The 26,009-nt window shown below is 72.6% G+C and carries 27 protein-coding genes; 14 read left to right on the forward strand and 13 right to left on the reverse strand.

The annotated features are described in order from the left end of the window. Positions 1-47 precede the first annotated feature (47 nt). From L3K22_RS01830 to L3K22_RS01855, 6 genes are all read right to left on the reverse strand, one after another. Positions 48-1,091 carry an ArsA family ATPase gene (locus L3K22_RS01830; RefSeq protein ID WP_263309891.1) on the reverse strand — a complete coding sequence of 348 codons (1,044 nt, stop codon included), beginning with the start codon at positions 1,089-1,091 and terminating at the stop codon, positions 48-50. Continuing rightward, the gene (locus L3K22_RS01835; RefSeq protein WP_010549912.1) at positions 1,082-1,345 is read right to left on the reverse strand and encodes a cory-CC-star protein; all 264 of its coding nucleotides are present in this window, start codon (positions 1,343-1,345) and stop codon (positions 1,082-1,084) included. The genes L3K22_RS01830 and L3K22_RS01835 overlap by 10 nt, the downstream gene beginning before the upstream one ends. After that, positions 1,342-3,045 carry a carbon starvation CstA family protein gene (locus tag L3K22_RS01840; protein WP_263309892.1) on the reverse strand — a complete coding sequence of 568 codons (1,704 nt, stop codon included), beginning with the start codon at positions 3,043-3,045 and terminating at the stop codon, positions 1,342-1,344. The genes L3K22_RS01835 and L3K22_RS01840 overlap by 4 nt, the downstream gene beginning before the upstream one ends. A gap of 113 nt (positions 3,046-3,158) precedes the next feature. After that, positions 3,159-3,299 carry a hypothetical protein gene (locus L3K22_RS01845; protein WP_259812658.1) on the reverse strand — a complete coding sequence of 47 codons (141 nt, stop codon included), beginning with the start codon at positions 3,297-3,299 and terminating at the stop codon, positions 3,159-3,161. Further along, a complete protein-coding gene (locus tag L3K22_RS01850) occupies positions 3,296-4,105 on the reverse strand; it encodes a DUF6226 family protein (RefSeq protein WP_259812656.1) in 810 nt (269 codons plus the stop codon). The genes L3K22_RS01845 and L3K22_RS01850 overlap by 4 nt, the downstream gene beginning before the upstream one ends. A gap of 42 nt (positions 4,106-4,147) precedes the next feature. Continuing rightward, entirely contained in the window at positions 4,148-4,909 is a 762-nt protein-coding gene (locus L3K22_RS01855) for a DUF5701 family protein (protein ID WP_259812654.1), read from the reverse strand. 149 nt (positions 4,910-5,058) lie between these two features. Between L3K22_RS01855 and L3K22_RS01860 the strand changes: the two genes are divergently transcribed. Further along, entirely contained in the window at positions 5,059-5,814 is a 756-nt protein-coding gene (locus L3K22_RS01860) for an SDR family oxidoreductase (protein ID WP_259812653.1), read from the forward strand. Positions 5,815-5,835: 21 nt separating this feature from the next. Here L3K22_RS01860 and L3K22_RS01865 read toward each other — a convergent pair whose 3' ends face one another. Beyond that, entirely contained in the window at positions 5,836-6,912 is a 1,077-nt protein-coding gene (locus tag L3K22_RS01865) for a 3-deoxy-7-phosphoheptulonate synthase (protein ID WP_263309893.1), read from the reverse strand. A 343-nt stretch (positions 6,913-7,255) separates the two neighbouring features. On the opposite strand from L3K22_RS01865, the gene L3K22_RS01870 reads away from it, so the two are divergent. The 3 genes from L3K22_RS01870 (at position 7,256) to L3K22_RS01880 (ending at position 10,258) form a co-directional block, all read left to right on the forward strand. Continuing rightward, a complete protein-coding gene (locus L3K22_RS01870) occupies positions 7,256-7,465 on the forward strand; it encodes a CsbD family protein (RefSeq protein ID WP_263309894.1) in 210 nt (69 codons plus the stop codon). 136 nt (positions 7,466-7,601) lie between these two features. Next, a complete protein-coding gene (locus tag L3K22_RS01875) occupies positions 7,602-8,246 on the forward strand; it encodes a dihydrofolate reductase family protein (RefSeq protein ID WP_263309895.1) in 645 nt (214 codons plus the stop codon). 125 nt (positions 8,247-8,371) lie between these two features. Continuing rightward, positions 8,372-10,258, forward strand: a complete 1,887-nt coding sequence (locus tag L3K22_RS01880; RefSeq protein ID WP_263309896.1) for a carboxylesterase/lipase family protein — start codon at positions 8,372-8,374, stop codon at positions 10,256-10,258. 18 nt (positions 10,259-10,276) lie between these two features. On the opposite strand, the gene L3K22_RS01885 is transcribed toward L3K22_RS01880, so the two are convergent. From L3K22_RS01885 to L3K22_RS01895, 3 genes are all read right to left on the reverse strand, one after another. Further along, on the reverse strand, positions 10,277-10,705 hold the full coding sequence (locus L3K22_RS01885; protein WP_263309897.1) for an SRPBCC domain-containing protein: 429 nt from the start codon (positions 10,703-10,705) through the stop codon (positions 10,277-10,279). Positions 10,706-10,773: 68 nt separating this feature from the next. After that, positions 10,774-11,700 (reverse strand): CPBP family intramembrane glutamic endopeptidase, encoded by a 927-nt coding sequence (locus L3K22_RS01890; protein WP_263309898.1) that lies wholly within the window; start codon positions 11,698-11,700, stop codon positions 10,774-10,776. A 139-nt stretch (positions 11,701-11,839) separates the two neighbouring features. After that, on the reverse strand, positions 11,840-12,580 hold the full coding sequence (locus tag L3K22_RS01895; protein ID WP_263309899.1) for a MerR family transcriptional regulator: 741 nt from the start codon (positions 12,578-12,580) through the stop codon (positions 11,840-11,842). A gap of 174 nt (positions 12,581-12,754) precedes the next feature. Between L3K22_RS01895 and L3K22_RS01900 the strand changes: the two genes are divergently transcribed. After that, positions 12,755-13,174: a hypothetical protein gene (locus L3K22_RS01900; RefSeq protein WP_263309900.1), complete on the forward strand. Its 420-nt coding sequence runs from the start codon at positions 12,755-12,757 to the stop codon at positions 13,172-13,174. Between the two features lie 27 nt (positions 13,175-13,201). Further along, positions 13,202-14,530 (forward strand): alpha/beta fold hydrolase, encoded by a 1,329-nt coding sequence (locus L3K22_RS01905; protein WP_263309901.1) that lies wholly within the window; start codon positions 13,202-13,204, stop codon positions 14,528-14,530. An 84-nt stretch (positions 14,531-14,614) separates the two neighbouring features. Here the strand turns inward: L3K22_RS01905 and L3K22_RS01910 are convergent, their stop codons facing one another. After that, positions 14,615-15,841, reverse strand: coding sequence for an MFS transporter (locus L3K22_RS01910; RefSeq protein ID WP_263309902.1), 1,227 nt, complete (start codon positions 15,839-15,841; stop codon positions 14,615-14,617). A 194-nt stretch (positions 15,842-16,035) separates the two neighbouring features. Between L3K22_RS01910 and L3K22_RS01915 the strand changes: the two genes are divergently transcribed. Then, positions 16,036-17,820, forward strand: coding sequence for an alpha/beta fold hydrolase (locus L3K22_RS01915; protein WP_263309903.1), 1,785 nt, complete (start codon positions 16,036-16,038; stop codon positions 17,818-17,820). Between the two features lie 110 nt (positions 17,821-17,930). Next, positions 17,931-18,665: a MerR family transcriptional regulator gene (locus L3K22_RS01920; protein ID WP_263309904.1), complete on the forward strand. Its 735-nt coding sequence runs from the start codon at positions 17,931-17,933 to the stop codon at positions 18,663-18,665. Positions 18,666-18,720: 55 nt separating this feature from the next. Here L3K22_RS01920 and L3K22_RS01925 read toward each other — a convergent pair whose 3' ends face one another. Further along, positions 18,721-19,338: a TetR/AcrR family transcriptional regulator gene (locus tag L3K22_RS01925; protein ID WP_263309905.1), complete on the reverse strand. Its 618-nt coding sequence runs from the start codon at positions 19,336-19,338 to the stop codon at positions 18,721-18,723. 96 nt (positions 19,339-19,434) lie between these two features. Between L3K22_RS01925 and L3K22_RS01930 the strand changes: the two genes are divergently transcribed. Further along, positions 19,435-20,748 (forward strand): MFS transporter, encoded by a 1,314-nt coding sequence (locus L3K22_RS01930; protein ID WP_263309906.1) that lies wholly within the window; start codon positions 19,435-19,437, stop codon positions 20,746-20,748. Here the strand turns inward: L3K22_RS01930 and L3K22_RS01935 are convergent. Next, the gene (locus tag L3K22_RS01935) at positions 20,714-21,313 is read right to left on the reverse strand and encodes a TetR/AcrR family transcriptional regulator (RefSeq protein ID WP_373317966.1); all 600 of its coding nucleotides are present in this window, start codon (positions 21,311-21,313) and stop codon (positions 20,714-20,716) included. The two genes, L3K22_RS01930 and L3K22_RS01935, sit on opposite strands and share 35 nt — an antisense overlap. A 118-nt stretch (positions 21,314-21,431) precedes the next feature. Between L3K22_RS01935 and L3K22_RS01940 the strand changes: the two genes are divergently transcribed. The 5 genes from L3K22_RS01940 to L3K22_RS01960 all read left to right on the forward strand — a co-directional run bounded on the left by L3K22_RS01940 (position 21,432) and on the right by L3K22_RS01960 (position 25,635). Further along, complete coding sequence (locus tag L3K22_RS01940; RefSeq protein WP_263309907.1) at positions 21,432-22,388, forward strand: alpha/beta hydrolase family protein; 957 nt, start codon at positions 21,432-21,434, stop codon at positions 22,386-22,388. A 216-nt stretch (positions 22,389-22,604) separates the two neighbouring features. Further along, positions 22,605-23,444: an alpha/beta fold hydrolase gene (locus L3K22_RS01945; RefSeq protein ID WP_263309908.1), complete on the forward strand. Its 840-nt coding sequence runs from the start codon at positions 22,605-22,607 to the stop codon at positions 23,442-23,444. Positions 23,445-23,526: 82 nt separating this feature from the next. Continuing rightward, complete coding sequence (locus tag L3K22_RS01950; protein ID WP_263309909.1) at positions 23,527-24,198, forward strand: dihydroxyacetone kinase family protein; 672 nt, start codon at positions 23,527-23,529, stop codon at positions 24,196-24,198. A 74-nt stretch (positions 24,199-24,272) separates the two neighbouring features. Next, positions 24,273-24,887 (forward strand): hypothetical protein, encoded by a 615-nt coding sequence (locus tag L3K22_RS01955; protein WP_263309910.1) that lies wholly within the window; start codon positions 24,273-24,275, stop codon positions 24,885-24,887. Between the two features lie 19 nt (positions 24,888-24,906). After that, positions 24,907-25,635 (forward strand): helix-turn-helix domain-containing protein, encoded by a 729-nt coding sequence (locus L3K22_RS01960; protein WP_263309911.1) that lies wholly within the window; start codon positions 24,907-24,909, stop codon positions 25,633-25,635. The last annotated feature ends 374 nt before the right edge of the window (positions 25,636-26,009 follow it).

Raw genomic sequence — 26,009 nt, forward strand, 5'->3', positions numbered from 1 at the left:
CCTCCTCGGCCCTGCTCCGGGCGCCGTCCGGCGCGGGCCCCGCGAGTCTAGCCGCGACGCGACCCGGGGCCGTCGGCGGTGGCGGGGTCGAGCAGCTCGGCGAAACGAGCGAGCGCCGCGGGGCCGACGACGTCCTCCTCCCCCAGCGGGATCTCCTGGCAGGGCACCTCGGGCAGGGCGGTGCGGAGGGTGGCGAGGTGCTGCTCCTCCACCGCTCGGCGGCGGGCGAGGAAGTCCCCGCGGTCCGCGGGCGAGCGCTTGTTCACCACGAGCGCGCCGACGTGGACCCCGGCCCGGGTGAGCTCCTCGTGCAGCTCGATCGTCTCCAGCACCGGCAGCCGTTCGGCGGCCAGCACGATCGCGAAGGAGGTGACGGACGGGTCGGTGAGGGTCTCGCGCAGTCCGGCGAGCCGGTCGCGGCGGCGCAGAAGGATCGCACGGATCTCCTCGTCCCGCTCCTCGAGCGGGTCCCGCGGCGCGGTGGAGCCGAGCACGGAGGCACCGAGGTCGGGCTTGCGCCGCTCCAGTCCGCGCCGTGCCGCGCCGAGGCGGGCGGACTTCTCCCGGCGGGTGAGCAGCCCGTCGGTCCAGGCGGTCATCACCTCCGGCAGCGCCATCAGGCGGGCGGTGTGGCCGCTCGGGGCGGTGTCGAGGACGACCAGGTCGAACTCCTCCCGCCCCCGCTCGATCAGCTCCGTCATCCGCTCGAGCACCGCCGCCTCGTGGGTGCCCGGGGAGCGGCGGGAGAGGTCCATGTGCTTGTCGACCTCGCCGTGGAGGGTGCGGGGCATGAGCCGCTTGAGGGTGGTGGCGACGTCGCGCAGGTGCTGGTCGGTGGTCGCGTCGGGGTCGATCTCGATGCCGTGCAGGGAGCCCGAGCCCGCCCCGTCGGCCAGCGGCGTGACCCGGTCGCCGATGCGCCGCTCCCACAGATGGCCGAGGTTGTGGGCGGGGTCGGTCGAGACGACGAGGACGCGCCTGCCGGAGCGGGCGGCGTCGAGGGCGACCGCCGAGGCGAGGGTCGTCTTGCCGACCCCGCCCTTCCCGCCGAGGAAGAGCACGCGACGGGACTGCGCGAGGCTCAGCAGCATCGGTACTCCTCCAGCGGCGAGCGCTCCATCCCCATCCTGCGGTGCCAGTCGTGGAAGCCGTCGTAGAGGACCGGCAGCAGCTCGGCCGTGTAGTAGGAGGCGGGGTTCGGGACGCCGAGCATCTCGCTCATCACGAGCATGCGGAACAGGTCGTCCTCGTCCCGCTGCGCGCGGGCGAAGGTGCGCCGGTAGGGGCCGACGTAGAACTCGTGCAGCCCCTCGGCCAGGGCGCGCAGGCGGGACGAGGCCGTCATCGGGCCGAGGAGTCCTCGAGCGGCTCCTCGTCGGCGCCCTCGACCTCGGGCGGCTCCGTCCGCGCGCGGGTCAGCGCGATCGCGGACTCGACGATCACCCACACCGCGGCGACGAGGATGATGACGTCGAGCACCAGCAGCAGCCAGCTGCCCTCGGCCGCGTACTGCCCCACCTGCACCAGCAGCGCGAACACGCTCACGAAGAGCACGAACAGCAGCGGCAGCAGGATCGGCAGCACCGGGCGGCGCTTACGGGTGAGCATCACGGCGAGGATCGCCAGAGTCAATGCGGCGAGGATCTGGTTGGTGGTGCCGAACAGCGGCCAGATCACCATGCCGCCGGTGCCGCCGGAGCCGGCGCCGAAGGCGAGGGCCAGGCACACCACGAGCACGATCACGGTCGCGACCAAGGTGCCGAGCCGCAGGCCCAGGATCTGCCCGATCTCCTGGACGACGAAGCGCTGCAGGCGCACGCCGGTGTCCATGGTGGTGGCGGCGAAGAGCACCGCCATGGTGGCGAGGATCGTGGCGGACAGAGAGGTCGGGATGCCGAGGCCCGCGTTCAGGATGGAGCCGCCGCCGGCGACGAACGCCTCGACGCCGCCCTCGTTGAACGCGGAGTAGACCGCCTCCCAGTCGGCGAGGGTGCGGAAGCCGGCGGTGGTCGCGATGATCGCGCCGAGCGCGAGCAGGCCCTCGCCCACGGCGCCGAAGTAGCCCACGAACCGCGCGTCGGTCTCCTTGTCCAGCTGCTTGGAGGAGGTGCCGGAGGAGACGATGCCGTGGAAGCCGGAGATCGCGCCGCAGGCGACGGTGACGAACAGCAGCGGCATCATGCCCGGGGTCCCCTCGGGCACGGCCTGGTTGAGCATGGGGGCGACGACCTCGGGGCGGAAGATCAGCACTGCGCCGTACAGCAGGGTCAGGCCGACGAACAGCTGGAGGCCGTTGATGTAGTCGCGCGGCTGCAGCAGCACCCACACCGGCAGCATCGAGGCGATGCCCGCGTAGAGGAACAGCACCAGGATCCAGAACGGCTCTGCCCCGATGCCGAGGAAGCCCTCCGGCAGCGCGAGCGGGAACCGGTCGCCGAGCAGGATCAGGCTGTACAGGGCGACCACGCCCACCACGGACACGATCGGCAGGTTCCACTTCAGGCGGTAGATCGCCTGGCCCACCAGCACCGCGACGACGAGCGCGCCCCCGGTGGGGATCACGGCCGAGGGGGTGGAGACCAGCAGGCCGGAGATCACCACGGCGAAGACGGTGTTGACCATGAGCAGCAGCAGGAAGATCACCACGAGGAACAGCCGGCTGCCGCGGCGGCCGATGTACTTCGCGGCGAGGGTGCCGATGGACTGGCCGCGGTTGCGGGTCGAGGCCCACAGGGCGCCGAGGTCGTGCATGCCCGCGAAGAACACGGTGCCGAGGGTGACCCAGAGGAAGGCGGGGCCCCAGCCCCAGATCACGGCGACGGCGGGGCCGACGATCGGCGAGGCGCCGGCGACGGAGGTGAAGTGGTGGCCCCACAGCACGAACTTGTTGGTGGGGACGTAGTCGACCCCGTCCTGCAGCTCATGGGCGGGGGTGCGGAAGTCGGCGTCGAGCCGGTACACCTTCTTGGAGAGATAGCGCGAGTACAGCAGGTAGCCGGCGATCATCATGCCGACTCCCACGATGGCGAGGACCAGGGAGTTCACGAGGAGTCGTCCTTCGGGGCGGGGGCGGGAAGCGCGGCCGCCGTGGTGCGGGGACGGGCGACCTCCCTCGGCCTCCGGCTCCTCCGCGTCCTCGTCGAGCGCGTGGGTCCACTCTAGGGCAGGGGCCCGGCCGACGGGTGGAGCTCGAGCTCCGCACCGGGCAGCACGGTGCTGCGGTGCAGACGGCGGAGCCCTGCCGGCGGATTCTCGAGGGCGTCGAGGGGGACGGTGACCTCCGCTCCTCCTGCTCTCATGCGCGGTCCTCCGGCTCGAGCATCGGGTCCATCGGTCGCGGAGTCCAGTTCTCGGCCCAGGGGCCGGCGGTGAGGTGGGCGGACACGGTGGGCTGGTCGGCGCTCCATCCCGACGACGCATGGAAGGAAGTGCGCTCCCGCCGGCGGTGCGGGGAGATCTCGACCTCGTAGGAGCCGTCGACGATCGAGAGGATCGCCTGGTCGAGCTGCTGGAGAAGGTCGCGGGAGCCGGTGTCGCAGGCGTCGCAGCCGCAGTCCGGAACGGTCTCCACCGCCAGCGGCGGATCGCCTAGGCCGACGACGACGCTGTGCAGCACCGCGTCGCCGGAGGTGAGGTCGACGCTTCCCGGCGCCTCCTCGGGCGCGGTGCGGACCAGCAGCAGGGGCTGCGCGCCCGGTCGGTGCGGGCGCAGAACCGTCGCTCGGTGGATGGTGACCAGCGGGTCGGTCAGCCAGGACAGGGCAGCGCCGTCCGCGATCTCCTCGCGCTCGGCCCAGCCCTTCGCGACGAGCACCTGGGCCCAGGCCTCGGCACGGGCGGCGAGGATCCTGTGCTTGCCGGGGTCGAGGCAGCGGCTGTACTCCTCCTCGCGCACGGGGATGTCCTCGCCGTCGGGCCCGAGGTGCGGATCCGGCCAGGGCGGGGTGTCGGCGCCGGTCACGGCGAAGGCGCGCTCCACGTCGGCGAGCAGGTCGAGCAGCTGCGGTGAGAAGGGCGGGCCGGCGTCGACCTCGCCCTCCTCGGCGCCCTCCTGCAGGAAGGCGTGATGCTCCTGCCACCAGGTGGGCGTCTCGTCGTCGGTCATGGGGCGGATATTACGCACCGCACCGGGCGGGCTTCACGTCTTTCAGCCGGCCGTGCGTCCGCCCGCCGAGGCGATGCCGAGCCACGTGTGGCGGTTGTTCCACCAGCACCAGCCGAGCTTCGGCGCGTCCTTCCGCTCCTTCCCGTCGCGGCCGGTGCCGCCCGAGATCCACAGCGCGGGGGTGCGGGAGTCGAGCTGACCGCTCGCCTTCCGGATCCGGGAGCCGATCGTCATGAAGCAGTGGTTCCGCTCGAGGACCTCCGGGATCTGCAGCACCCAGAGCAGCCCCTCGGTGAGCAGAAGCGGGCTGCGTCCTGCGGCGGTGATGGCCTCGAGCGCCTCGGCCGGGGAGGCGTTCTCGAACTCGTCTCCGCGGTCCGGGGCCTCGGCGAGGTAGATCGGCGCCTCGGGCAGGTCGACGTCGGTGGGCGCGAAGGCGTCGACGTCGGTCATGTCCTCGACGACGAAGCCCGACTTCTCGCCGCGCCGGATGAGCGGGGCGAGGGCCGAGGGCGGGGCGAGGGCGGGGTCGATCGCGAGGAGGGCGTCGGTGCGATCGGCGCCGGCGCGGGCGGCGAACTCGCGCAGCGCGTCGGCCGGGAGTCCCGCGAGGGTGTGGAGGTCGAGCGCGATCAGGCGCTCGGCCTGGGCGGCGAGGGTGGGCAGGGCTGTGGAGACGGTGATGGGAGCTCCTCGGAGGACGCGGCGGGCGGGATGAGGCGAGCAGGGATCAACGCGGGCGATGACGGGATTGTTCCCCGCCGCGATGCTGCCGGGCAGTGGTCGGCGGGAGGCGGTGCACACTTCTGCGCTCCCTGCGTGACCTCAGCGCCTCTGGCGGACTGAGGTCACGCACAGGACGCCGAAGTGTGCGCGGGGGTTCGGTCCCCTCGACGGGCGGGGCCGGGTAGGGAAGAGTGGGCGGCAGCGCCGGGAGCGAGGAGAGGGTCAGGATGAGGATCGCGATCGCCGGGGGCACCGGCATGGTCGGACGACGCATCACAGAGGCCGCCCGCGAGCGCGGGCACGACACGGCGGTGCTGAGCCGCCGCGAGGGCGTCGACGTGCTCACCGGGCAGGGGTTGGACGCCGCGCTCGAGGGGTCCGACGTGGTCATCGACGCCCTGAACATCACCACCCAGAACGCGCGGAAGGCGACCGAGTTCTTCACCGCCACCAGCAGGAACCTGCTCAAGGCGGAGCAGCGCGCCGGCGTCGGCCATCACGTGCTGCTCTCGATCGTCGGGCTGGAGGCGGCCGACGCCGCCTACTACGCGGGAAAGCTCGCCCAGGAGCGTCTGGTCGAGGCCTCCGCGCTGCCGCACACCATCGCCCGCACCGCCCAGTTCCATGAGTTCGCCGGCCAGATCATCGCGCAGACCACCCTCGGCCCGCTGACCCTCGCACCGCGGATGCTCTCCCGGCCGGTCGCCGCCCGCGAGGTCGGGCACCACCTGGTGGATCTCGCGGAGGACGGCCCCTCCCGGCGTGCCCCGGACCTGATCGGTCCCGAGGAGGAGACCCTCACCGGCATGATCCGCCGCCAGTACGCGCACGACGGGATCTCCCGGCGCGTGCTCGAGCTGCGCCTGCCCGGCACCTACTGGCGGGGACTGGCCTCCGGGGCGCTGCGCGGCGACCCCGCGACGGCCCGGATCGGCGCGACGACCTTCGAGGAGTGGCTGGATTCGGAGGACCGCCGCGGCTGAGGGGCCGGGAGGCCGAGTCGCTCAGCCCCGACGGCGGCGCGTCCCGGCGGCGAGCTCGCGCAGCGCCTCCTCGGTCGCGTCCCAGCCCATGCAGGCGTCGGTCACCGAGCGGCCGCGGACGAGCCCGATGGGGCCGACCTCGGGGTCGAGCTTCTGCGCGCCGCCGAGCAGGTTGCTCTCGAGCATGATCCCGGCGATCGCGGCGCCGCCTGTCGCGACCTGCTCGGCCAGCAGCCCCGCGACCTCCCGCTGGCGCACGTGGTCCTTGCCGCTGTTGGCGTGGGAGGCGTCGATGATCAGGCGCTGCGGGAGCCCTGCCGCCTCCAGCCGACCTGCGGCCTCCGCGACCTGGGCGGGGGCGAAGTTCGGTGCGTCGGCCCCGCCGCGCAGGATGAGGGAGAGGTCCGGGTTGCCGGTCGTGGCGACCAGCGCGGCCCTCCCGTCGGCGTCGATGCCGAGGAAGGACTGCGGGGCGGAGGCGGCGAGGAGCGCGTCGAGCGCGACCTGGATCCCGCCGTCGGTGCCGTTCTTGACCCCGATCGGCATCGACAGTCCCGAGGCGAGCTGGCGATGGATCTGCGACTCGGCGGTGCGGGCCCCGATCGCGCCCCAGCTGACCAGGTCCGCGATGTACTGCGGGCTGATCGGCTCGAGGAACTCGGTCGCGCAGGGCAGGCCGAGGGCGGTGACCTCGAGCAGGAACGCACGTGCGGCGCGGAGCCCGGCCGCGATGTCGTGGGAGCCGTCGAGGTGCGGGTCGTTGATCAGTCCCTTCCAGCCGACGGTGGTGCGCGGCTTCTCGAAGTAGGTGCGCATCACCAGCAGCAGATCGTCCTGCAGCTCGGCGCGCAGCGTGGCGAGACGGCTCGCGTAGTCGGCCCCGGCCTCCGGGTCGTGGATCGAGCAGGGTCCGACGACCACGAGCAGACGGTCGTCGACCCCGCTGAGCACGTCGCGGACCTGCTCGCGGTGCGCGGCGACCTGGGCGGAGAGCACAGGGTCCAGCGGCTGCTCGGCGAGGAGATCGGACGGGGAGGGCAGCGCCGTGATGGACGCGACGTGGCGGTCGACGGCGGGAGCGGCGGTGAGAAGGGTCATCGGTGGGGTCCTGTCCTGGGAGGGGCGGACCCGCTGTGCAGAGCCCGCCGGGAACGGCGAAGGGCAGAGCGGATGCTCTGCCCTTGTCGGCTCTGGAGAGGGTTGGCTGCGCTACACGGCGGCCGGCCCCTCCGGAGCCGACATCGCATAGAACTGCCAACGCTTCTGCATGCGGGGAAGCGTACACGGCATGGGACCGTGGTGGTCGACGGATCCGCCGACGGACCGCGCCCTGTACGGCCTCGGGGTTCCGACCAGGAGGTCGGCCTTGCGCGGCATCGCCGCTCTAGACTCGGCACGACGCACGAGATCGAGTGCGCCCCCTCGACACAGGAGGTCAGCGATGAGCACCGACGAGAAGTTCGAGAATGCCAAGGACAAGCTGGGCGGCCAGGCCAAGGAGGGTCTCGGCAAGCTCACCGGCGACAGGGCGACCGAGGCCGAGGGTCAGGCCCAGCAGGGCAGGGCCGACGTCAAGGACAAGCTCCAGGACGCCCGGGACACCGTCAAGGGCGCGGTCGACGGCCTGCTCGGCAAGGACGAGCGGGACTGATCTGCTCGGCGCCCACCTCGCGCTGAGAGCACCGGCGGCTCCCTCGCGGGGGAGCCGCCGGTGTCGTGCCTCGGGGCGGGGGTGACACGGCTCGTCGCACCGCGCACCATGGAGACCCCTTCGAAGAGGATTCCCCATGACCCCGCGCGTGCGTGTGCAGAACTTCGGCGTCTCCCTCGACGGCATCGGTGCCGGTGAGGAGCAGACCCTCGAGCGACCCTTCGGCCACGTCGACCCTGGCGAGCTCATGGGCTGGGCCTTCGAGACCGCGAGCTTCCCCGGCCGCACCGAGCCCGGCGGGTCCCGCGGCCTCGAGGACCACCTGACCCGCGCCTTCTCGCTTGGCATCGGGGCCGAGATCATGGGTCGGCACAAGTTCGGGCCCCAGCGCGGCCCCTGGACCGACGACGGCTGGATCGGCTGGTGGGGCGAGGAGCCGCCCTTCCGCACCCCCGTCGTCGTGCTCACCCATCACGAGCGGGAGCCGCTCACCGTCGGCGCGACGACGTTCCACTTCCTCGACGCCGGCCCGGAGCAGGCCCTCGAGCGGGCGCTCGAGCTCGCGGCCGGCAAGGACGTGCGGATCGGCGGAGGCGTCACGACCGTGCGGGAGTTCCTCGACGCCGATCTCGTCGACGAGATGCACGTGGCGATCTCACCGATCGAGTACGTCCACGGGCTGCGTCTGTGGGAGCGGCCCGAGGAGCTCGCGGACCGCTTCCACCTCGAACGGATCGCGGCGCCGAGCGGGGTCGAGCACTGCTTCTTCTGGCGCCGGTGACGAGCTGCCCGGAGCACGGGTGGAGCAGACCTCCTGCTCGAGTTGACCCTGTTCTCGCAACAGGCTCTTCACTGAGGGGTCCGCGCCTCACACCGAGGCCAGCGCACCGACCAGGAGGGCGAGCCATGCACGAGCGAGAGGACGGAGGGCCCGCCCCGACGGCGCGGCGCCCGCGGGAGCTGCTGCGCCCGATCGCGCGGTCTCCGCTGGAGGTCGCCCTGCTCGTCGCGGCCGCCCTCGGTGCGGCCGCGCTGGGCTGGCTCAACCGGACGCCGTGGTGGGGAGGGCTCCTCACCCTGACGGCGCTCCTGTGCCTGGCGGCGCTGCTGCACGGCCTGCGCAGATCACGGGCCCTCGTGCGCGTTCTCGCGGGACTGGCCGGGGCCGCCCTCGTCCTCACCACGGCCGTGATTGCCCACCCGCCGGCGGGGACGCGGCCGGCGGGCGGCAGCGATCCGGCTCGGACGCCGCCCGTCGCGACCAGCGAGGGCCCGGTGCAGGGCGTGGTCAACGATGAGCGCACGGTGGAGATCTTCGCCGGCATCCCGTACGCCGCGCCCCCGGTGGGCTCGCTGCGCTGGAGCGCCCCGACGCGCCCCGCACCGCGTGAGCAGGTGCTGCATGCCGACCGCTTCTCCCCCGTCCCCGTGCAGCCGACCTCCCGCTTCACCTCCCGCGCTCTCTCCCGGATCGTCCAGGCGCCCCTCGAGGGAACCCTGCTGAACCCGTACCGCACCAGCGAGGACAGCCTCTCCCTCAACATCTGGCGCAGCACCGCCCCGGGGTCCGAGGCTCTGCCGGTGATCGTCTACATCCCCGGAGGGGGCTTCGCGACCGGCTCGGGGGCGCTGCCCCTCTACGACGGCGAGGCGCTCGCCTCCCGCGGGGACGTCATCACCGTGACCCTGAACTACCGGCTGGGCGTGCTCGGCTTCCTGGCCCACGAGGACCTCGCCGCGGAGTCCGCCGACGGCGCCTCGGGCAACTACGGGATCCAGGACCAGATCGCCGCACTCGAATGGGTGCAGGAGAACATCGCCTCCTTCGGCGGGGACCCCGACCGGATCACCGTCGCCGGCGAGTCGGCCGGCGGAGAGAGCGTGTGCATCCTTGGCGCGTCACCGCTGACCACCGGGCTCGTCTCCGGGATCATCGGCAGCAGCGGTGCCTGCATGGGCACCACCGGATCGACGTCGGACGGCGACCAGTACGACACCCGCGAGGCGGCCGAGCAGGCCGGGGAGCTCCTGAGCGAGCGCCTGGACGGCGCGAGCATCGAGGAGATGCGGGAGATGCCGCTCGACCGCCTCCTGGACGCCTCGGCCGACCTCGACCAGCACTGGCGCCCCTCCGTCGACGGGCACGTCCTGCCCGCCTCCCCCTCGGAGATCTATGCCTCAGGTCGTCAGCTCGACGTCCCGATCCTCATCGGCAGCAACGCCGACGAGGCCTCGCTCGCCCTCGCCCTCCCCGGCACGCCGGAGGTCGAGGAGTACCGCGCGGACGCACGGGAGACCTACGGGGACCTCGCCGAGCAGTACCTCGCGCTGTATCCGGGAGACACCCCTGAGCAGGCACGGGACTCGACCCTGCAGGCGCAGACGGACAGCGTCATGACCCGCGCGATGCTGCGCTGGGCACGCCTGCACTCCGGCTCCGCCACGGCCGAGGCGTACCTGTACTTCTTCACGCACACGCCGCCGGAGAAGGGCCTGGAGAGATACGGGGCGTACCACGGCGCCGAGGTCGCCTACGCCTTCGACAACCTCGGCGCGGACCACGACGCCGACTACACGGAGGCGGACCATCGGCTCCGGGACCAGCTGAGCGGCTACTGGGTGGACTTCGCCCGCACCGGCGACCCCAACGGACCCTCTCGTCCGAACTGGCCGACCCACCGCAGCGCCCCCGAGCAGGTGATGGAGCTCAGCGGTGCCGGCGGCCAGGTCGCGCCCCGCCCGCGCGCTGCCGCCGTCGACTTCTGGCTGGACTACGAGGGACCCATCGCCTGACCTCTCGGCACCGGCCGCTCACGACTCCGCACGTGAGGCCAGCGCCGAGTTCATCGCGGCGAAGCCGTCCCCGGTGGAGCGCAGCATCCCGCGCAGCGGGAGCACGAGCAGACCGGTGAACCGCTCCGACTGGGTGAAGCGGGTGGAGTCGTCCCCGAGCGGTTCGAGCTCGAAGGAGTGGGCGCCGTCGAAGAGCCCGGGGACCAGCAGGCGCCCCAGCCAGGCCAGGTGCCGCTCGGGCTCGAGGTCGGTGACGGTCGGTGTGAAGCGCTGCGTCCGCCCGCCGGGCGGCTCGATCGTCACGGCGAGGCGGGAGCCGACACGCAGCTCCCCGCTCAGCTCGGTCATGAACGAGTTCCACTCCGGGTAGGCGGCGGTGTCGGTGAGGACCTCCCACACACGGTGCGGGGAGGCGGCGATGTCGATGCTCTTCGAGAGGGTGAACATGGCGTCCTTTCGGGCAAGGGCCTCCGCCCGCTGCGGGCGGCGCGGTGGCCGGGATCGAGGTGGACCGGTCAGGTCGTCGGCGCGGTGACCGGTCCGGTGCGCCGCGTGCGCAGCCACACCACGGCGGTGACGAGGGCCAGGGCGAGGGTGGCCGGGATGAACAGCGACGGGGTCATCGCCCCCGCCGAACGGTCGAAGCGCTCGGCGAGATCCGCCTGCGGCACGAGCCCGAAGCTGAAGTAGAAGACGTTGAAGGACGCGTGGATGAGCACGGCGATCTCGAGACCACCCGTCCGCCAGGTGACGAGCCCGGTCGCCACCGAGACCACGAGATAGAACAGGTTCCAGCCCGGGTCGGGCGCGGCATGGAGCATCGCGAAGGCCAGTGCGGACACGCCGATGCCGAGCACGAGCGCCGGGATGCGACCGCGCACCCAGCTGCCCGCGACCCGCAGGATCAGGCCCCGGAAGCCGTACTCCTCACCCGCTGCCTGCAGAGGCACCAGAAGGACCGTCATGAGGAACATGGCGAGCAGATCGCCCCGCGCCCACGTCACGGAGTCGGCAGGTGAGGTGAACTCCTGGACGGACAGCGCGATCGCGAACAGCGGCACGATCATGACGAGCGCGCGCCCGAACAGATCGAACCGGAAGCGGCCCAGCACCGAATGCATCGACCCGCGACCGACCCCGTAGAGCCACCTCTGGATCGCGATGCTCCAGGGGACCAGCAGGGCGACGGCGATCAGTCCCGCCCCGGCGACGAACGGCGAGTTCATCGGCTCGTCGGAGACGGCGTCCGGGCGGACGATGCCCTCGAGCCACATGGCCGCCGCGGAGAGCAGCAGGGCCGAGACCGCCATCCCCGCGACGAGCAGGCCGATGGCCAGCAGCCCTCGGGCGATCCTCCGTCTCGGACCGGCGAGCGCCTGGTGGTACTCGGTGCCGGAGGGGACGTTCCTCGTCCTGGGGGAGCGGGTCGCCGCGGCGTTCATGAGGGAGCCTCCAAGGTGTCGTTCGGTGGGCGTGAGGCCCCATCTCGCACCATGACGTCACGTCCGGGTCAAGCGTGGGCCCGCTGCGGAGCTGCGCCGGTCACATCGAGCGCTCCACCGCACGCTCGGCTCGGCGAGCTCAGCGCCCCTCCGCGTCCTCCAGGCACTCCTGGAGGGTGCGCATCACTCGCTGCTGCACCGGATTGAGGCTGCGCCGTTCCAGCTGCTCCAGCAGCGCGAGAGCCCGCGGGGCGCGGAACGACACGTCCTTCATCGTGTCGGCCACCGGCCGGATGAGCTCGAGCCACTGCTCGATCAGCGTCTCCACCTCCGGCTCCGGCGTCTCGGCATCGAGGGCGTAGAAGCGCGCCTCTATCTCGGCGGCCGCCCGTCCGGCCTCCCCCGTGCGGCCGAGTCGGGCGGCCAGGTCGGCCGTGCCCTCCCTCCCCAGCAGATGGGCGAGCAGGATCAGCTGCTCGTCCTCGTACCGGACCATGTCGGCGGGCGCCCCCGACTCCGACGCGGAGCGCCAGGCGGAGAGCTCGGGGGGAAGGTAGGCAGGGACACCCGTGCGCCGCAGCAGGTCGATGCTGTCCCGGCGGGCGCTGAGTCGTTCGATCTCGGCGGCGGCCCGGCGGTCCAGCTCGTCGAGCAGCCGCTCCGCAGCCGTCGGGTCGTCCAGCACGGCGGGGAGCTCCGACAACGGCACTCCCAGCGCCGCCAGTCGGGTGATCCGCAGCAGGCGGACGAGATGGCTGACGTCGTACTGCCGGTAGTCCCCGGACGAGCGGGGCGGCTCCGGCAGGAGACCGATCGCGTGGTAGTGACGCAAGGTGCGCACGGTGACGCCTGCCAGGTCGGCCAGTTCGCTGCTGAGCATCCGGCACCTTCCTCAACTCCTGATCGCACCGGCCGCGCAGGACGAGCACGATCAGCAGCACGAGCCTCCACAGTCTAGCGATGCCGTCCCCGTTGACCATGTTCCGGAAACACGGGGTGCACTGGCGTCGGGCGGTGCCGCACGGGCATGCCGACGACCAGGAGGAGACAGATCATGTCCCGACCACAGATCGACGACCGCGAGCACGGCCGTCGCCGAGGTCCGGCGCTCCTGGTCGCCGTGCTCGCCGTGGGTGCGCTGGTCCCCGCCGTGCTCGCGACCATCTCCTTCTCCACGCTCGCGGGGGAGCGGGACCACGGCCTCGGCACCACGCCCGATGTCGTGCTGCTGGCCGGTCCGCTCGCCTTCCAGGAGCTGGTCTGGGAGGAGTGCACCTTCGACGAGGAACTGGCCGCCCCGCTGCCGGATGCGGACCTGTCCAACGTCGAGTGCGCGACCGTCCTCGTGCCTCGGGACTGGAACGACCCGGATCCCGGCTCGACGTGGGACCTGAGCATCTCCCGGGCCGTCAACATCGTTCCCGAGGACCCGGAGTACCGCACGACGATCATCGCCCATCCGGGCGGGCCCTAAACCTCCGGGCTCTCGTTCGCCTCGACCGTGCAGAGTCAGACCCCCGAGCTGCGTCCCACCACCAACTACCTGAGCTTCGATCAGCGCGGGCCGGGACAGTCCAGCCATGCGCCGTGCCGGTACGAGTACGACCCGGCCGAGGGCGACCTCGCCCACGTGAGCGCGATCGGGGAGACCTGCTCCCAGGACCCGGCGGTCGCGACCATGACCACTGAGCAGACCGCCTACGACATGGACTTCCTCCGCCATCTGCTGGGCCTGGAGACGGTCACGTACCTGGGCTACTCTTACGGGACCTGGCTGGGCACCTGGTACGGCGCGCTCTTCGGGGAGAACATCGAGAGGATGGTCTTCGACTCCGCTGTCGACGGCACGGCGGACTCGATCCAGACCCTCTACGACGCGGCGCACGAGGGCCGCGACCGACAGTTCCGGCTCCACCTGATGAACTGGATCTCCCGGCACGACGACGTGTTCGGCCTCGGCGAGGATCCCGCGGCGATCTGGGAGAGGTACTTCGCCGCGACCGACGCTCCCGAGGCAGGGCTCACGGCCCGGTACGCCTGGAACGCTTCGGGAGCGATCGTCGCCTTCTCGAACTCGGGCGCCTACCCTCTGGCCGGGGAGCTGGTCGCCGCGATCGTCGCGGAGGCAGAGGCTCCCGTCGGCCCCCGCGACCCCGCGGAGTCCGCGGCCCATGTCATCGACTCCCTCTCGGGACTCACCGAGGACCAGCGCGCGGCGGCCCTCGTCCGGCTCGAGTCGCTCGCCGCCGACCCGGACACCGGTTCGGGACCGGTACAGGCGACCTACGACGAGGTCATCGACTTCACCAAGTGCACCGACGGCCAGTGGACCCAGGGCGAGGAGCATTGGGAGCGGTTCCACCGGGAGACGGCGGCCATCGCCCCGCTCACCGCCCAGCTGGGGCTGCTGGAGACCCCTCAGGTGTGCGCCTTCTGGCCGACGGAGACGATCAGGCCGGAGGCCGACGAGAGCTTCCCCGAGACGCTCGTGCTCCAGAGCGAGCTCGACTCCATGACCCCCTTCGAGCATGGTCGGGCAGTCGCCACCGGCCTGCCCCACACCAGCCTGATCGCGGTCGACAACGATAGCGCGCACGGCATCTTCCCCTACGGCACCGACGAGATCGACCGACCGGTGCTCGACTTCCTCCGCGGCGGGGAGCGTCCGGGGGCGACGATCATCGCCGCAGGGAAGCCGATGCCCCTCGAGGAGCGGACCTACCAGTCCTGGTCCCCGCTCGACGAGGTCGCGGAGCATCCCGGCCCGGTCCCGCGCTTCACGGATCCGATGGTGCCCGCTCGCACGCTGGAGCTCCCGGACGGGCCCTGACTCCGCGGGGGACGACTGCGCCTGTCCTTCCGCGGGGGACGACTGCGCCTGTCCGTCCGCGAGGGCCTCGACGCCGCGAGGGCGTCACGCCCGCGTGCCGTCCTCCTCTGCCACCTCGGGCTCCAGATCACGCAGGGCCCCCGTCGCGAGCACGGCGAGGAGCACGAGGACCCAGGTCCCGCTCAGGCCGAGCGCTGCCAGCGACGGGGACCCCGCATCCGCCACCACGCCAGCGACGGCGATGCCCGCAGGGGCGGCGACCATCAGCAGCGCCGTCTTCACCCCGAGCACCCGTCCGAGGAGGGCGTCGGGAGTGCGTTGGAGCTGCAGGACGCCAGTGACCGCACCGACCACGGCGTTGCCGGCGCCGAGCACAGCCGCTCCCGCGAAGATCACCGCCGGCGACTGCAGCGAGACCATCAGCGCCAGACCCGCCGTGGTGGCGAGGATCCCCGCCGCCATCCACACCCGCGCGCTCGCTCGGGGGCCGAAGGCGCTGTACAGCGCCGCGCCGAGCAGCATGCCGACGGCGAGGGAGGTGAGCACGAGCCCGAGCAGGTCAGGGCGGTCGAGCCGGCCGAAATAGATCGGGATGACGACCGACTGCAGTCCGGCGAGAGCGACGGCGAGCCCGAGGACCATCCCGATCGTGCCCGCGAGGAAGCGGCTGCGCGCCACCGTCAGGAAGCCGTCGGCGAGCTCCCGCAGCACGGGCCGGCGCGCGGGGAGATCAGCCTCGACGGCCCCGAGCCGGCGCGGCAGCAGCCCCGTCACCACCGCGGCGAGCGCGGAGGTCGCCGCAGTGATCCAGAGGACCGACATCGGGTTCACGACGGCCAGCATCGCACCGGCCGCAGCGGGGCCGAGCACGAGGGCGAGGGAGGTCAGGCCCTGACGCATTCCGACCACGCGCTCCAGGTCGAGTCCGGCATGCCGGGCGACCCGCGGCGCGAGGACCTCGCGGGCGGTCATCCCCGGGACGTCCCCGAAGGCGCCGAGGATGCCCAGCAGCACGAACCACACCAGGTCCAGGCCGAACAGCAGGTCCGCGAGCGGCAGCGCCGCGATGGCCGCGGCGGAGATGACATCGGAGACCATCGAGGCGGTGCGCCGGTTGATGCGATCGATGATCACGCCGCTGAAGAGCCCGACCGCCACCGAGGGGATCGCCGTCGCAGCGGCGAGGACCGACATCCCCAGCGGGCTTCCGGTGGTCTGCAGGACGATCAGGGGTAGGGCGACGGCAGCGATGCCGTTGCCGAGGAGGCTCAGGAGGTGGGAGGCGTAGTACGCGAGGGCGACAGGTGACATGGCGACAGGGAAGACCCTGACGTCGCGTCCGGGTCAAGGCGGCGGGCGCAGAGGCGTGACCCGGCCCTCGCGGGCGCGTCCGGCGGCCTGGGTACGGCTCCCGGGCTCTGGCTGTTGACCATGTCCCGGGAACACGGGATGCACTGCCGTCGGACGGCGCCGCGAGGGCCCGCACCCGATGACGAGGAGCTCCCATGTCCCGATCCCGGACCACCCACCCCGACCGCGGCGGGCGGCGCGGCCCGGAGCTCCTGGTCGCAGTGCTCGCCCTGGCCGCGCTCGTCGCCGCCATGGTCGCCGCGGTGTCGCTCGACGCCCGCTCCCGGGGCGAGGGCGGGGAGCACGGCCTCGGCACCGGCCCCGACGTCGTGCTGCTGGCCGGACCGCTCGCCCACCAGGAGCTGAGCTGGGAGGAGTGCACCTTCGACGAGGGCCTCGCGGCGCCCCTGCCGGGCGCGGACCTCTCCAACGTCGAGTGCGCGACGGTGCAGGTGCCGCGCGACTGGCACGATCCGCACCCCGAGTCGACCTGGGACCTGCGCGTCTCCCGGGCCCACAACGTCGACCCCGCGGATCCGCGGTACGGCACGACGATCATCGCGCACCCGGGCGGGCCGTACACCTCGGGACTGTCCTTCGCGTCGACCGTGCAGGCGCAGACCCCCGAGCTGCGCCCCACCACGAACTACATCAGCTTCGACCAGAGCGGGCTCGGGCAGTCCAGCCACGCCCCGTGCCGCTACGAGCACGACCCCTCCGAGGGCGATCTCGCGCACGTGCGAGCGATCGGCGAGGCCTGCTCGAAGGACCCGGACGTCGCGACCATGACCACCGAGCAGACCGCCTACGACATGGACCTCCTCCGCCACCTGCTGGGCCTCGAGACGGTCACCTACATGGGCTACTCCTACGGGACGTGGCTCGGCACCTGGTACGGAGCGCTGTTCGCGGAGAACATCGAGCGGATGCTGCTCGACTCCGCGGTCGACGGCACGGCGGAGTCGATCCAGACCCTCTACGACTCGGCGCACGAGGGCCGCGACCGACAGTTCCGCCTCCACCTGATGAACTGGATGGCCCGTCAGGACGAGACCTACGCCCTGGGAACGGATCCCGCCGCGATCTGGGAGCGATATTTCTCGGCGACCGCCTCCCCCGAGGCGGAGCTGATGGCCCGCTACGCCTGGAACGCCTCGGGCGCCATCGTCGCATTCTCGAACTCCGGCGCCTACCCCCTGGCCGCGGAGCTGGTCGCCGCGCTGATCGCCGAGGGCGAGGCCTCCGCCGGCGACCTCGACGCGGAGGAGTCCGCGGCCCGCGTCCTCACCTCCCTGAGGAGCCTGCCCGAGGAGCAGCGTGGGGCGGCCCTCACCCAGCTCGAGAAGCTCGCCACCGCCCCGGACACGTCGCCCGGCACCGTGGAGGCGACCTACGACCAGGTCATCGACTTCACCAAGTGCACCGACGGCCGCTGGGTGCAGGGAGAGGAGCACTGGGAGGAGTTCCACCGCGAGACGTCCGCCGTCGCCCCCTTCACAGCCCAGCTGGGCCTGCTGGAGACGCCGCAGGTGTGCGCCTTCTGGCCGACGGACGTGACCCGGCCCGAGATCTCCGAGGACTTCCCCGAGACCCTCGTGCTCCAGAGCGAGCTGGACTCCATGACCCCCTTCGAGCAGGGGCGGGCAGCGGGCACGGGCCTGCCGAACACGAGCCTGATCGCCGTCGACAACGAGAGCGCACACGGCATCTTCCCCTACGGCACGGAGGAGGTCGACCGCCCGGTGCTCGACTTCCTGCGCGGCGGGGAGCGGCCGGCGCGGACGATCATCGCCGCGGGGAAGCCGATGCCGCTGGAGGAGCGGACCTACGAGTCGTGGTCACCGCTGGACGGCTCCGCCGATCACGAGGGCGCCATCCCCCGGTTCACCGATCCGAACGAGCCCGCCCGCACCCCCGAGCTCGCCGACGCGGCGGGATGATGCCGCCGAGCGGTCGGCGGGGCGGTTCCCCACCCGCCCCGCTCCCCTGGTCCCCGGGCGTGGCCCGGGCTACCATCACAGCTCACAGTTCTCCCGCCTCGGGGGTCGACATGACGTGGAGCACGCGGGAGCTCGCGAATCTGGCGGGCACGACCCTGAACTCCGTACGCTACTACCACCGCCAGGGTCTCCTGGATGAGCCCGCCCGTGCGCCCAACGGCTACAAGCAGTACGGCGCGGAGCATCTCGTCCGCCTGCTCCAGATCCGTCGGCTGCGTGACCTCGGCGTGCCGGTCGCGGCGATCCGCCGCACCGAGGGCGGCGTCGGCGCCTCCGCGGAGGTGCTCCGTGCCCTGGACGCAGAGCTGCGGGAGACCGTCGAGCGGGCCCGGAGCGCCCGCATCGAGATCGCCGCACTGCTCGAGCACGGCTCCGTGGCGACGCCGCCGCCCGGCTTCGCGGACGTCGCCGAGCGGCTCTCCCCCGCCGATCGCGCGATGGTGCTCCTCTATGCGCAGCTGTACGTCCCTGAGGCCATGGAGGACGTGCGGCGCTCGGTCGAGGGGGACATGGATGCCGCGACCCTCGCCTTCGAGTCGCTCCCCGAGGACGCCGACGAGACCGTGCGCGAGCGGCTCGTCGAGGAGCTCTCGGTGACGATCGAGCAGGTCCAGCGCAGCTATCCCTGGATGACCGATCCCCGTCACCGGCTGCGGCGCAGCCCGGTCGTCACCGCGGAGACGATGGCCGAGACGATGCGCTCGCTCTACAACGAGGCGCAGCTGGACGTGCTCGTCCGTGCCGCCGCTCGCGCACAGGCCCGCATCGGCGCAGACGGAGCCTGACCTCGGCGATCTCGGGCAGCGGCGTGCGGCACCGATCTCCCGGGCTCGTCCGCGGTCACGGGGCGCCGGGCACCTCGGGGGCGGCGCCCCGCTCCTCGAGCAGGCGAGCGGTCATCGCCCGAGCACTCCTCAGCGCTCGATCGTCCCCGTCGACGCCGCGCTGCGCGATACCCCCCTCGAGCAGCAGGAACACCTGCTCGGCGAGGGTCCCGGGCTCCCGCGTCCCCGGGACCGCGAGCTCCACGAGCTCGGCGAGCCGCTCGCGCACGGCATGCTTGTGGGCGCGGACCACGCGGTGCGCGGGGTGGGCTTCCGGCAGCTCGGCGGCGGCGTTGAGGAAGGCGCATCCCCGATCGACGGTCTCGGCGTCCTCGCGATACGCATCGCACAGCGCGAGCACCGGCGCCTCGGGGTGGGCGGCCACGCGCCGCTCCATGCGTTCCCACCAGCGCTGGTGGCGCACCTGCAGAGAGGCGGCGATGAGCTGGTCCTTCGTCCCGAAGCGGTCGTAGAGGGTGCGCTTGGAGACACCCGACTCCGCGGCGATGGTGTCCACGCCGACGGCGTGGAGGCCGTCTCGGTAGAACAGCGCGGACGCGGTCTCGAGGAGCCGTCGGGCCCCCGCGGTCAGCTCCGGCGCTCTCAGCACCTCGGAGGGATCCCCCTTCGGCATGGCACTCTCCTCGGCTCATTGACTTCACAGATCAGTGTACGTACCGTGACCGAAGTTCACAGACCTGTGAAGCGGCGGAAAGGGTGAGCGCGACTCATGCGGACGGACAGCACGACGGCGAGCGGCAGCGAGGGACCGCGGCCCATCGCGCCGGCACCGCTGGATGCACGGGGCACGCTGCGACTCACCGGCGCCGGCCTCTCCCTGATCGCCGTGTGCTACGGACTGGCCCGCTTCGCCTACGGCCTGTTCCTGCCCGCCTTCCGCAGGGACTTCGCGCTCGAGGCCTCCACGGCCGGCCTCCTCGCCTCCGGCTCGTATGCCGCGTACTGCCTCGCGATCCTGCTGTCCACCGTCCTGACGCCGCGCATCGGCGGGCGTGCCCTCGCGGTCATCGCTGGTGCCGTCGCCACCACGGGGACGCTCCTGATCGCCGCGGCGCCCACGACGGCCGCGCTCGCCCTCGGCGTGCTGCTGGCGGGCTCGAGCACGGGAGCGGCCTCCCCGCCGCTCGCGCACGCCGTCGCCCGGTCGGTCGCACCGGCTGCGCGCAGCCGTGTGCAGGCGGTGATCAACGCGGGCACGGGGCTCGGGGTGGCGATGGCGGGACCGGTCGCGCTGCTCACCCTGGAGAGCTGGCGCCTCGCGTGGCTGGTCTTCGCGATCGCCTGCGCCGCCGTGACGCTGTGGGTCGCGCGGGCGGTCCCCTCCGACACGACACCCGACACCGGCCCGGGAGGGCGCGGCCCGAGCCCGGCCGAGCAGGCGGCCGCGCCCCGGGGGCGCGGCAAGGCGGTGCGTGCGCGGCTGCCTCACGGGACGGCGCGACTGGTCACCGCCGCAGCTCTGCTGGGGATCTCCAGCACGGCGGTGTGGACCTTCGGCCGGAGCGTGCTGATGAGCACGGCAGGCATGAGCGAGGTCGCCTCGACGATCGCGTGGATCGTCCTCGGGGCGTTCGGGGCGCTCGGGGCCGCCGCCGGCGACCTCGCCGAGCGGCTCGGGATCCGCGCCGCATGGGCGTCAGGGATGGCAGTGCTCGCGGTCGCCACCGCGGCGTTCGTCCTACCCTCGCCGGTCGCGGTCACCCTCGTCGCCGCCGCGGCCTTCGGGGCCGCCTACATCGGGCTGACGGGCGTGCTGCTGCTCTGGGGCACGGGGATCCACACGGAGCGGCCCGCGATCGGCGTCGGCATCGCCTTCTTGGTGATCGCGCTCGGGCAGGCGGCGGGCTCCCCCGTCATCGGGGCGCTGACGGAGCGATCGGGCGCGACCGCCGCCTTCTGCGCGGCGGCGCTCACCGCCCTGGTCGGCGCCGCCGTCCGCCCCGGGAAGGTCGAAGGGTCCGCCGCGGACGAGAGGACCCTCCGGCGCCTCAGCGGACGGCTCCCGCGAGCACCCCGGAGATGAGGAGCTGCACGAGCGCCTCGGCGTCGTAGCGCGGATCGCCCCCGGCCCCGATGCAGAGATTGCCGATCCCCCTGAGCACGCCGTACGCCTCGACGACCGGCCCGTCGGGCTCGCGCTCGACCGCTGCCTCGAGGAGCGCTCCACAGACCGGGACGAGGCGGTCGACGAAGTAGGCGTGCAGCGCGTCGGACTCGTCGCCGCCCTCGCGCATCACCGTGGCCAGCCCGTGCTTCGTCACCAGTAACTCGACGAAGATCCTCACCCATGCCCTCAGTGCCGCCTCGGGGGTATCGCTCTGCGCGAGCAGGCGCGGGCCCGCCTCGGCGCAGGCCTCGACCTGGTGCCGGTACACCTCGACCACGAGCTCCGAGCGCGTCGGGAAGTGGCGGTAGATGGTCCCGACACCGACCCCGGCCTGCGCCGCGATCTCCCGCACAGGGGCGTCGACCCCCGAACTCACGAACACCTCCCCCGCGGCGTCGAGGAGCGCCTGCCGACTCCTCCGCGGGCGTCCTACCGGTGCGGTCCGCCCCTCGTCCGGCCACCCCTGCTCCACGTCGTCCATGTGCTGCTCCTCGCCCGCCGATGCCGATCCCTTGATTACGGATCATCGTTCCGATATGTTGCGGAACGTCGCTCCGATAACAAGTGTCGCAGAGCGCCGCGCCCAGGAAGGAACGCGCATGACCCCATCGATCGTCACGACGCTGGACGGCATCGTCGGGACCGGCGGCCCGGTCGTCTCCGTCGCCCCTCTCGAGCTCACCGCTCCCGGCCGACCGGTCCCCCTGACAGTCCGCATCTCGGCCCCGACACGGGGCACCGACCTCCCCGTCGTGCTGTTCTCCCATGGCAACGGCTGGAACCTCGACGGCTACGCGCCGCTCACCTCGTTCTGGGCCTCGCGAGGCTTCGTGACCATCCAGCCCACGCACCTGGACTCGCGCCGGAACGGCTTCGGGTTCGACCACCCCGTCTTCCCGCGGATCTGGACCGAGCGGATCGCCGATCTGACCCGCATCCTGGACCAGCTCGACAGCCTCGAGGCGGCCGTGCCCGGGCTCGCCGGCCGCATCGACCACGGCCGGGTCGGGGTCGCCGGCCACTCCTGGGGCGGGCAGAGCGCCCAGACGCTCCTCGGCGCACGGATCCTGGACGAGGAGAGGCGGGTCGGCGAGGACATGTCCGACCCTCGCGTCTCCGCAGGCGTGCTGCTCGCCGCCACCGGTCTCGCCGGGGACGACCTGCAACCCTTCGCCCGGGAGCACTTCCCCTTCATGCGCCCGTCGTTCCGCGAGCTGACCACGCCCACGCTCGTCGTCGCCGGGGACCGCGACCAGTCCGCGATGTCCCGACGGGGGCCGGACTGGTTCACCGACGCCTACACGCACAGCCCCGGCGCGACCGATCTGCTGACCCTCCACGGAGCCGAGCACTCGCTCGGAGGGATCGTCGGGGACGAGGTCGCCGAGACGACCGACGCGGACCCGGAGCGGGTCGCCGTCATCCAGCGGATGACCACGGCCTACCTCCGCAGCGCCCTGGGCGTGGACGGTGGCGGCTGGGCCGCCGCCCGCGCCGCGCTCCGCGAGGGAGCTGCCGCCATCGGCAGCGTCGAGACCACGCAGCGCAGGAAGTAGGGCTCCGCGGGAGATGCCTCCGATACCCGGGCCGCCCGTGAGCACCTGGCCGACGAGGCCGCACTCGGCGGGGATACCCCTCCGCTTGACCCTGTCCCGGGAACACGGTGTAGACTGGGGAGGACGGCCGCGTCCGCGCCGCCCCATCGTCCCCGAGAGGCCTCGCCGGCCACCCCTGCACATCCTCGAGGACACACTCCAGGAGAGGACCCGCCCATGGGCCAGATCACCGTCGGACACGAGAACTCCACCCCGATCGAGCTGTACTACGAGGACCAGGGCGCAGGCCGGCCGGTGGTCCTGATCCACGGCTACCCCCTGAACGGTCACAGCTGGGAGAAGCAGACCCGCGAGCTGCTCGCCGCCGGGCACCGTGTGGTCACCTACGACAGGCGCGGCTTCGGCCGCTCCTCGAAGGTGCACACCGGCTACGACTACGACACCTTCGCCGACGACCTCCACGCCGTGCTCGAGACGCTGGATCTCCGCGACGCGGTGCTCGTGGGCTTCTCCATGGGCACCGGGGAGCTCGCCCGGTACGTCTCCCGTCACGGCCACGACCGGATCGCGAAGCTTGCCTTCCTCGCCTCCCTCGAGCCGTTCCTGGTGGCGCGCGACGACAACCCCGAGGGCGTCCCGCAGGACGTCTTCGACGGCATCGCCGCGGCCGCGCGCGAGGACCGCTACGCCTGGTACACCCAGTTCTTCTCGAACTTCTACAACCTCGAGGACACCCTGGGCACGCGCATCAGCCAGGAGGCGGTGGACGGCAGCTGGAACGTCGCCGTCTCGAGCGCACCGGTAGCGGCGTACGCCGTGGTCCCCGCCTGGATCGAGGACTTCCGCGCGGACGTCGAGGCGGTGCGGGAGAGCGGTAAGCCCGCCCTGATCCTGCACGGCACCGCCGACAACATCCTGCCGATCGACGCCACCGCCCGCCGCTTCCGCGAAGCTCTGCCCGAGGCTGCCTACATCGAGGTCGAGGGCGCGCCCCACGGCCTGCTGTGGACCCACGCCGACGAGGTCAACGCGGCGCTCGCGGACTTCCTCGCCTGACCCCGCATGCTCCCGGCCCGGCCCCGCCGCGGGCCGGGCCGGGAGAGTGCCCGCCGGCCACGACATCCCCGGGAGGGATCGCATGAGCAGGGAACCCCGCAGCGCACGGCATCACGCCCACGACCTCACCCGCGGCATCGACCCCGACGCCCTCGGCCACGACGCCGTCATCGCCGATCGTGCCCGCGCCGCAGAACCTCCGGGCCCGCGCGCGCTCGACGCGGGATGCATCCGCGACGCCTACGCCGCGATCGCCGACGCCGGGGAACGCGCCGAGCACGGCGACCGGGCGGTGCTCGTCTCGCTGGGCTCCGGGGCACGGGCCGCGGCCGACGCCGCCCGCGTGGCCGAGGAGATCGGCGCCGGCGCCGGCGAAGCGCTGCGAGCAGCGGCCCGCGCCTGGTCCCCGCACGTGGTGGCCGAGCAGGGCCAGGCCTGGCGCACCGGACTGCGCGCCTTCGCGGAGGTGTGCAGCGCGGACGACGAGGCCGACGACCGGCTCGTCGTGCGTGCGGTGGCGTCGGCCGCCGAGGCGCTCGCGGCCGACGGCTCCGCGACCGGCCGCGCCGCCCGGGTGTTCTCCCGGGAGCTCGCCGCCCGCGACGCGGAGGGCGGACGCCTGGCCCCGGCCTGGGCCGAGGCGGCGGGCGTGACCGCGTCCGAGGCCCCCGACCCCGTGTTCCAGGTGGTGATCGACGCAGTCGGGCCGGTGCTGCGACGTGACCGGCGCGACCCCGCCGGACCCGAGGCTTGACCCTGCTCCAGGAGCAGGGTCTGTGATCGGGGCATCGGCTCGGAGCACCCGGGCCCCGATCCCAGGAGCCTCAGATGTCCCTCGTCCGTCGACCGCTGCAGATCATCCGCGCGAACCTTCGCGTCTATCTCCTCGCGAACCTGCTCATGTACGGGCTGGTCCTGGGCGGGTTCGCACTGGGCCTCGCCATGCCGGAGCTGGCCGCCGGGAGGGCGGAATCCCTCGAGACCGACGGCACCGCCGACCTCGTCGGACGGCTGCTGTCGAACGTGTGGCTGTTCGCCGTGACCATCCTCGGCGTCAACACGATCACCGTCGGGCTGTTCTCGATCGTGCTGCCCTCCCTCGTGATCCCCTTCCTGGGCATCGCGATCCTCGCCTATCGTGCAGTGGTCATCGGGGTCACCCTCGCCCCCACCGACCCGACCACCTGGACCATCCTGATCCCGCACTCCCTCACCCTGGTCATCGAGTTCCAGGCGTACATCCTGCTGGTCCTCGGCGCATACCTGCTGGGCCGTGCCTGGATCACGCCCGCCTTCGTGGAGGAGACCTCCCGCGTCCGCGCCTACGGGGCGGGGCTGCGGCTGCTGGGCGTGCTGGGCCTGGCGGCGCTGGTGCTGCTCGTCGTCGGCGCGCTCTACGAGGCGTTCACCCTGAGGTATCTCGTCCCCGTCATGCTGCGGTGACGAGGAGGACGGAGGAGGCATGGCCTGGATCACCAGTCAGCTGGCCCACCTGGCGGACACCTCGACGCCGACGGTGCGCCACTACCACCGGATCGGCCTGCTCGAGGAGCCCGAGCGCCTCTCCAACGGCTACAAGCAGTACACGACGCGGCACCTGGTGCGGCTGCTCCAGATCCGCCGCCTCGCCGCGCGCGGGGTGCCGCTGACCCGGATCGGGGCGATCCTGCGCGAGGACGAGAACTCCGTGGCCGTGCTCGACGAGGTCGACGCCGAGCTCGAGGGCTCGATGCGCCAGCTCGCGCAGGCCCGGGCGGAGCTGGCGATGCTCCGTGCGCACCGCGCCCGCGCCGACACCCCGTCGGGCTTTGAGGCGCTATCCCGCGGGCTCAGCGAGCGTCAGCGCTCCCTGCTGACCCTGTTCTCCACGGTGATGGGACCCGACGCGCTCGAGGAGTACCGGCAGGCGCTGGTGGTCGGCGACGAGGTCGACGAGGAGTTCGAGACGCTGGCGCCGACGGCCGACGCGGAGACGGTCGAGGGTCTCGCGCGCCGGATGGCGGCCGCGGTCGAGGACGCCGACCGCGAGCGGCCGCGCCTGCGGGATCCGGCCGTGGGCTCCCCCGTCGGCGAGGACCAGGCCCGCCTGGTGCTCGGGCTCGCCTTCGCGGAGCTGTTCAACCCCCCGCAGCTGCGTGCGCTGCAGCGGGTGGACGAGCTCCGGCACGGCAGGAATGACGGCACGTCCTGATCGGGCGGGGCAGTGCCTTGCAGGCCCGGCCCCATGCTTCCGAGCCGCGTGCCTGTGATTCCGGTGCCGCGCGTGGCTCGGCTCGTGGCCGCAGCTGCGAGCCCGGCGCCTCGCGCCCTGGGCCTCGAGCCCCGTTCCTCGCACACTGGCCCTCGCCCCTGGCCCTCGCACCCTGGTCCTCGAGCCATGGTCCTCGAGCCCGGTTCCTCGCGCCCCGGGCCTCGCGCCTCGTTCCTCACACCCTGGCCCTCGAGCCATGGTCGAGTAGTGGCGTGTGGCGTACCAGTACGCCTATATGGCGGTGTCAAGCGGTCAGTGCACTGTCAGCCAGGACCTGCTGAAACACTTCAGCCGGAGTCCTCCAGCCGAGGGTT

The organism is Brachybacterium atlanticum (genome assembly GCF_025669985.1).
Classification (GTDB): domain Bacteria; phylum Actinomycetota; class Actinomycetes; order Actinomycetales; family Dermabacteraceae; genus Brachybacterium; species Brachybacterium conglomeratum.

Excerpts from the sequence above, each read along its gene's own strand:
- L3K22_RS01830 (WP_263309891.1), bottom strand. The coding sequence starts at position 1,091 with ATGCTGCTGAGCCTCGCGCAGTCCCGTCGCGTGCTCTTCCTCGGCGGG.
- L3K22_RS01835 (WP_010549912.1), bottom strand. The coding sequence starts at position 1,345 with ATGACGGCCTCGTCCCGCCTGCGCGCCCTGGCCGAGGGGCTGCACGAG.
- L3K22_RS01845 (WP_259812658.1), bottom strand. The coding sequence starts at position 3,299 with ATGAGAGCAGGAGGAGCGGAGGTCACCGTCCCCCTCGACGCCCTCGAG.
- L3K22_RS01850 (WP_259812656.1), bottom strand. The coding sequence starts at position 4,105 with ATGACCGACGACGAGACGCCCACCTGGTGGCAGGAGCATCACGCCTTC.
- L3K22_RS01860 (WP_259812653.1), top strand. The coding sequence starts at position 5,059 with ATGAGGATCGCGATCGCCGGGGGCACCGGCATGGTCGGACGACGCATC.
- L3K22_RS01865 (WP_263309893.1), bottom strand. The coding sequence starts at position 6,912 with ATGACCCTTCTCACCGCCGCTCCCGCCGTCGACCGCCACGTCGCGTCC.
- L3K22_RS01870 (WP_263309894.1), top strand. The coding sequence starts at position 7,256 with ATGAGCACCGACGAGAAGTTCGAGAATGCCAAGGACAAGCTGGGCGGC.
- L3K22_RS01875 (WP_263309895.1), top strand. The coding sequence starts at position 7,602 with ATGACCCCGCGCGTGCGTGTGCAGAACTTCGGCGTCTCCCTCGACGGC.
- L3K22_RS01880 (WP_263309896.1), top strand. The coding sequence starts at position 8,372 with ATGCACGAGCGAGAGGACGGAGGGCCCGCCCCGACGGCGCGGCGCCCG.
- L3K22_RS01885 (WP_263309897.1), bottom strand. The coding sequence starts at position 10,705 with ATGTTCACCCTCTCGAAGAGCATCGACATCGCCGCCTCCCCGCACCGT.
- L3K22_RS01890 (WP_263309898.1), bottom strand. The coding sequence starts at position 11,700 with ATGAACGCCGCGGCGACCCGCTCCCCCAGGACGAGGAACGTCCCCTCC.
- L3K22_RS01895 (WP_263309899.1), bottom strand. The coding sequence starts at position 12,580 with ATGCTCAGCAGCGAACTGGCCGACCTGGCAGGCGTCACCGTGCGCACC.
- L3K22_RS01900 (WP_263309900.1), top strand. The coding sequence starts at position 12,755 with ATGTCCCGACCACAGATCGACGACCGCGAGCACGGCCGTCGCCGAGGT.
- L3K22_RS01910 (WP_263309902.1), bottom strand. The coding sequence starts at position 15,841 with ATGTCACCTGTCGCCCTCGCGTACTACGCCTCCCACCTCCTGAGCCTC.
- L3K22_RS01915 (WP_263309903.1), top strand. The coding sequence starts at position 16,036 with ATGTCCCGATCCCGGACCACCCACCCCGACCGCGGCGGGCGGCGCGGC.
- L3K22_RS01920 (WP_263309904.1), top strand. The coding sequence starts at position 17,931 with ATGACGTGGAGCACGCGGGAGCTCGCGAATCTGGCGGGCACGACCCTG.
- L3K22_RS01925 (WP_263309905.1), bottom strand. The coding sequence starts at position 19,338 with ATGCCGAAGGGGGATCCCTCCGAGGTGCTGAGAGCGCCGGAGCTGACC.
- L3K22_RS01930 (WP_263309906.1), top strand. The coding sequence starts at position 19,435 with ATGCGGACGGACAGCACGACGGCGAGCGGCAGCGAGGGACCGCGGCCC.
- L3K22_RS01935 (WP_373317966.1), bottom strand. The coding sequence starts at position 21,313 with ATGGACGACGTGGAGCAGGGGTGGCCGGACGAGGGGCGGACCGCACCG.
- L3K22_RS01940 (WP_263309907.1), top strand. The coding sequence starts at position 21,432 with ATGACCCCATCGATCGTCACGACGCTGGACGGCATCGTCGGGACCGGC.
- L3K22_RS01945 (WP_263309908.1), top strand. The coding sequence starts at position 22,605 with ATGGGCCAGATCACCGTCGGACACGAGAACTCCACCCCGATCGAGCTG.
- L3K22_RS01950 (WP_263309909.1), top strand. The coding sequence starts at position 23,527 with ATGAGCAGGGAACCCCGCAGCGCACGGCATCACGCCCACGACCTCACC.
- L3K22_RS01955 (WP_263309910.1), top strand. The coding sequence starts at position 24,273 with ATGTCCCTCGTCCGTCGACCGCTGCAGATCATCCGCGCGAACCTTCGC.
- L3K22_RS01960 (WP_263309911.1), top strand. The coding sequence starts at position 24,907 with ATGGCCTGGATCACCAGTCAGCTGGCCCACCTGGCGGACACCTCGACG.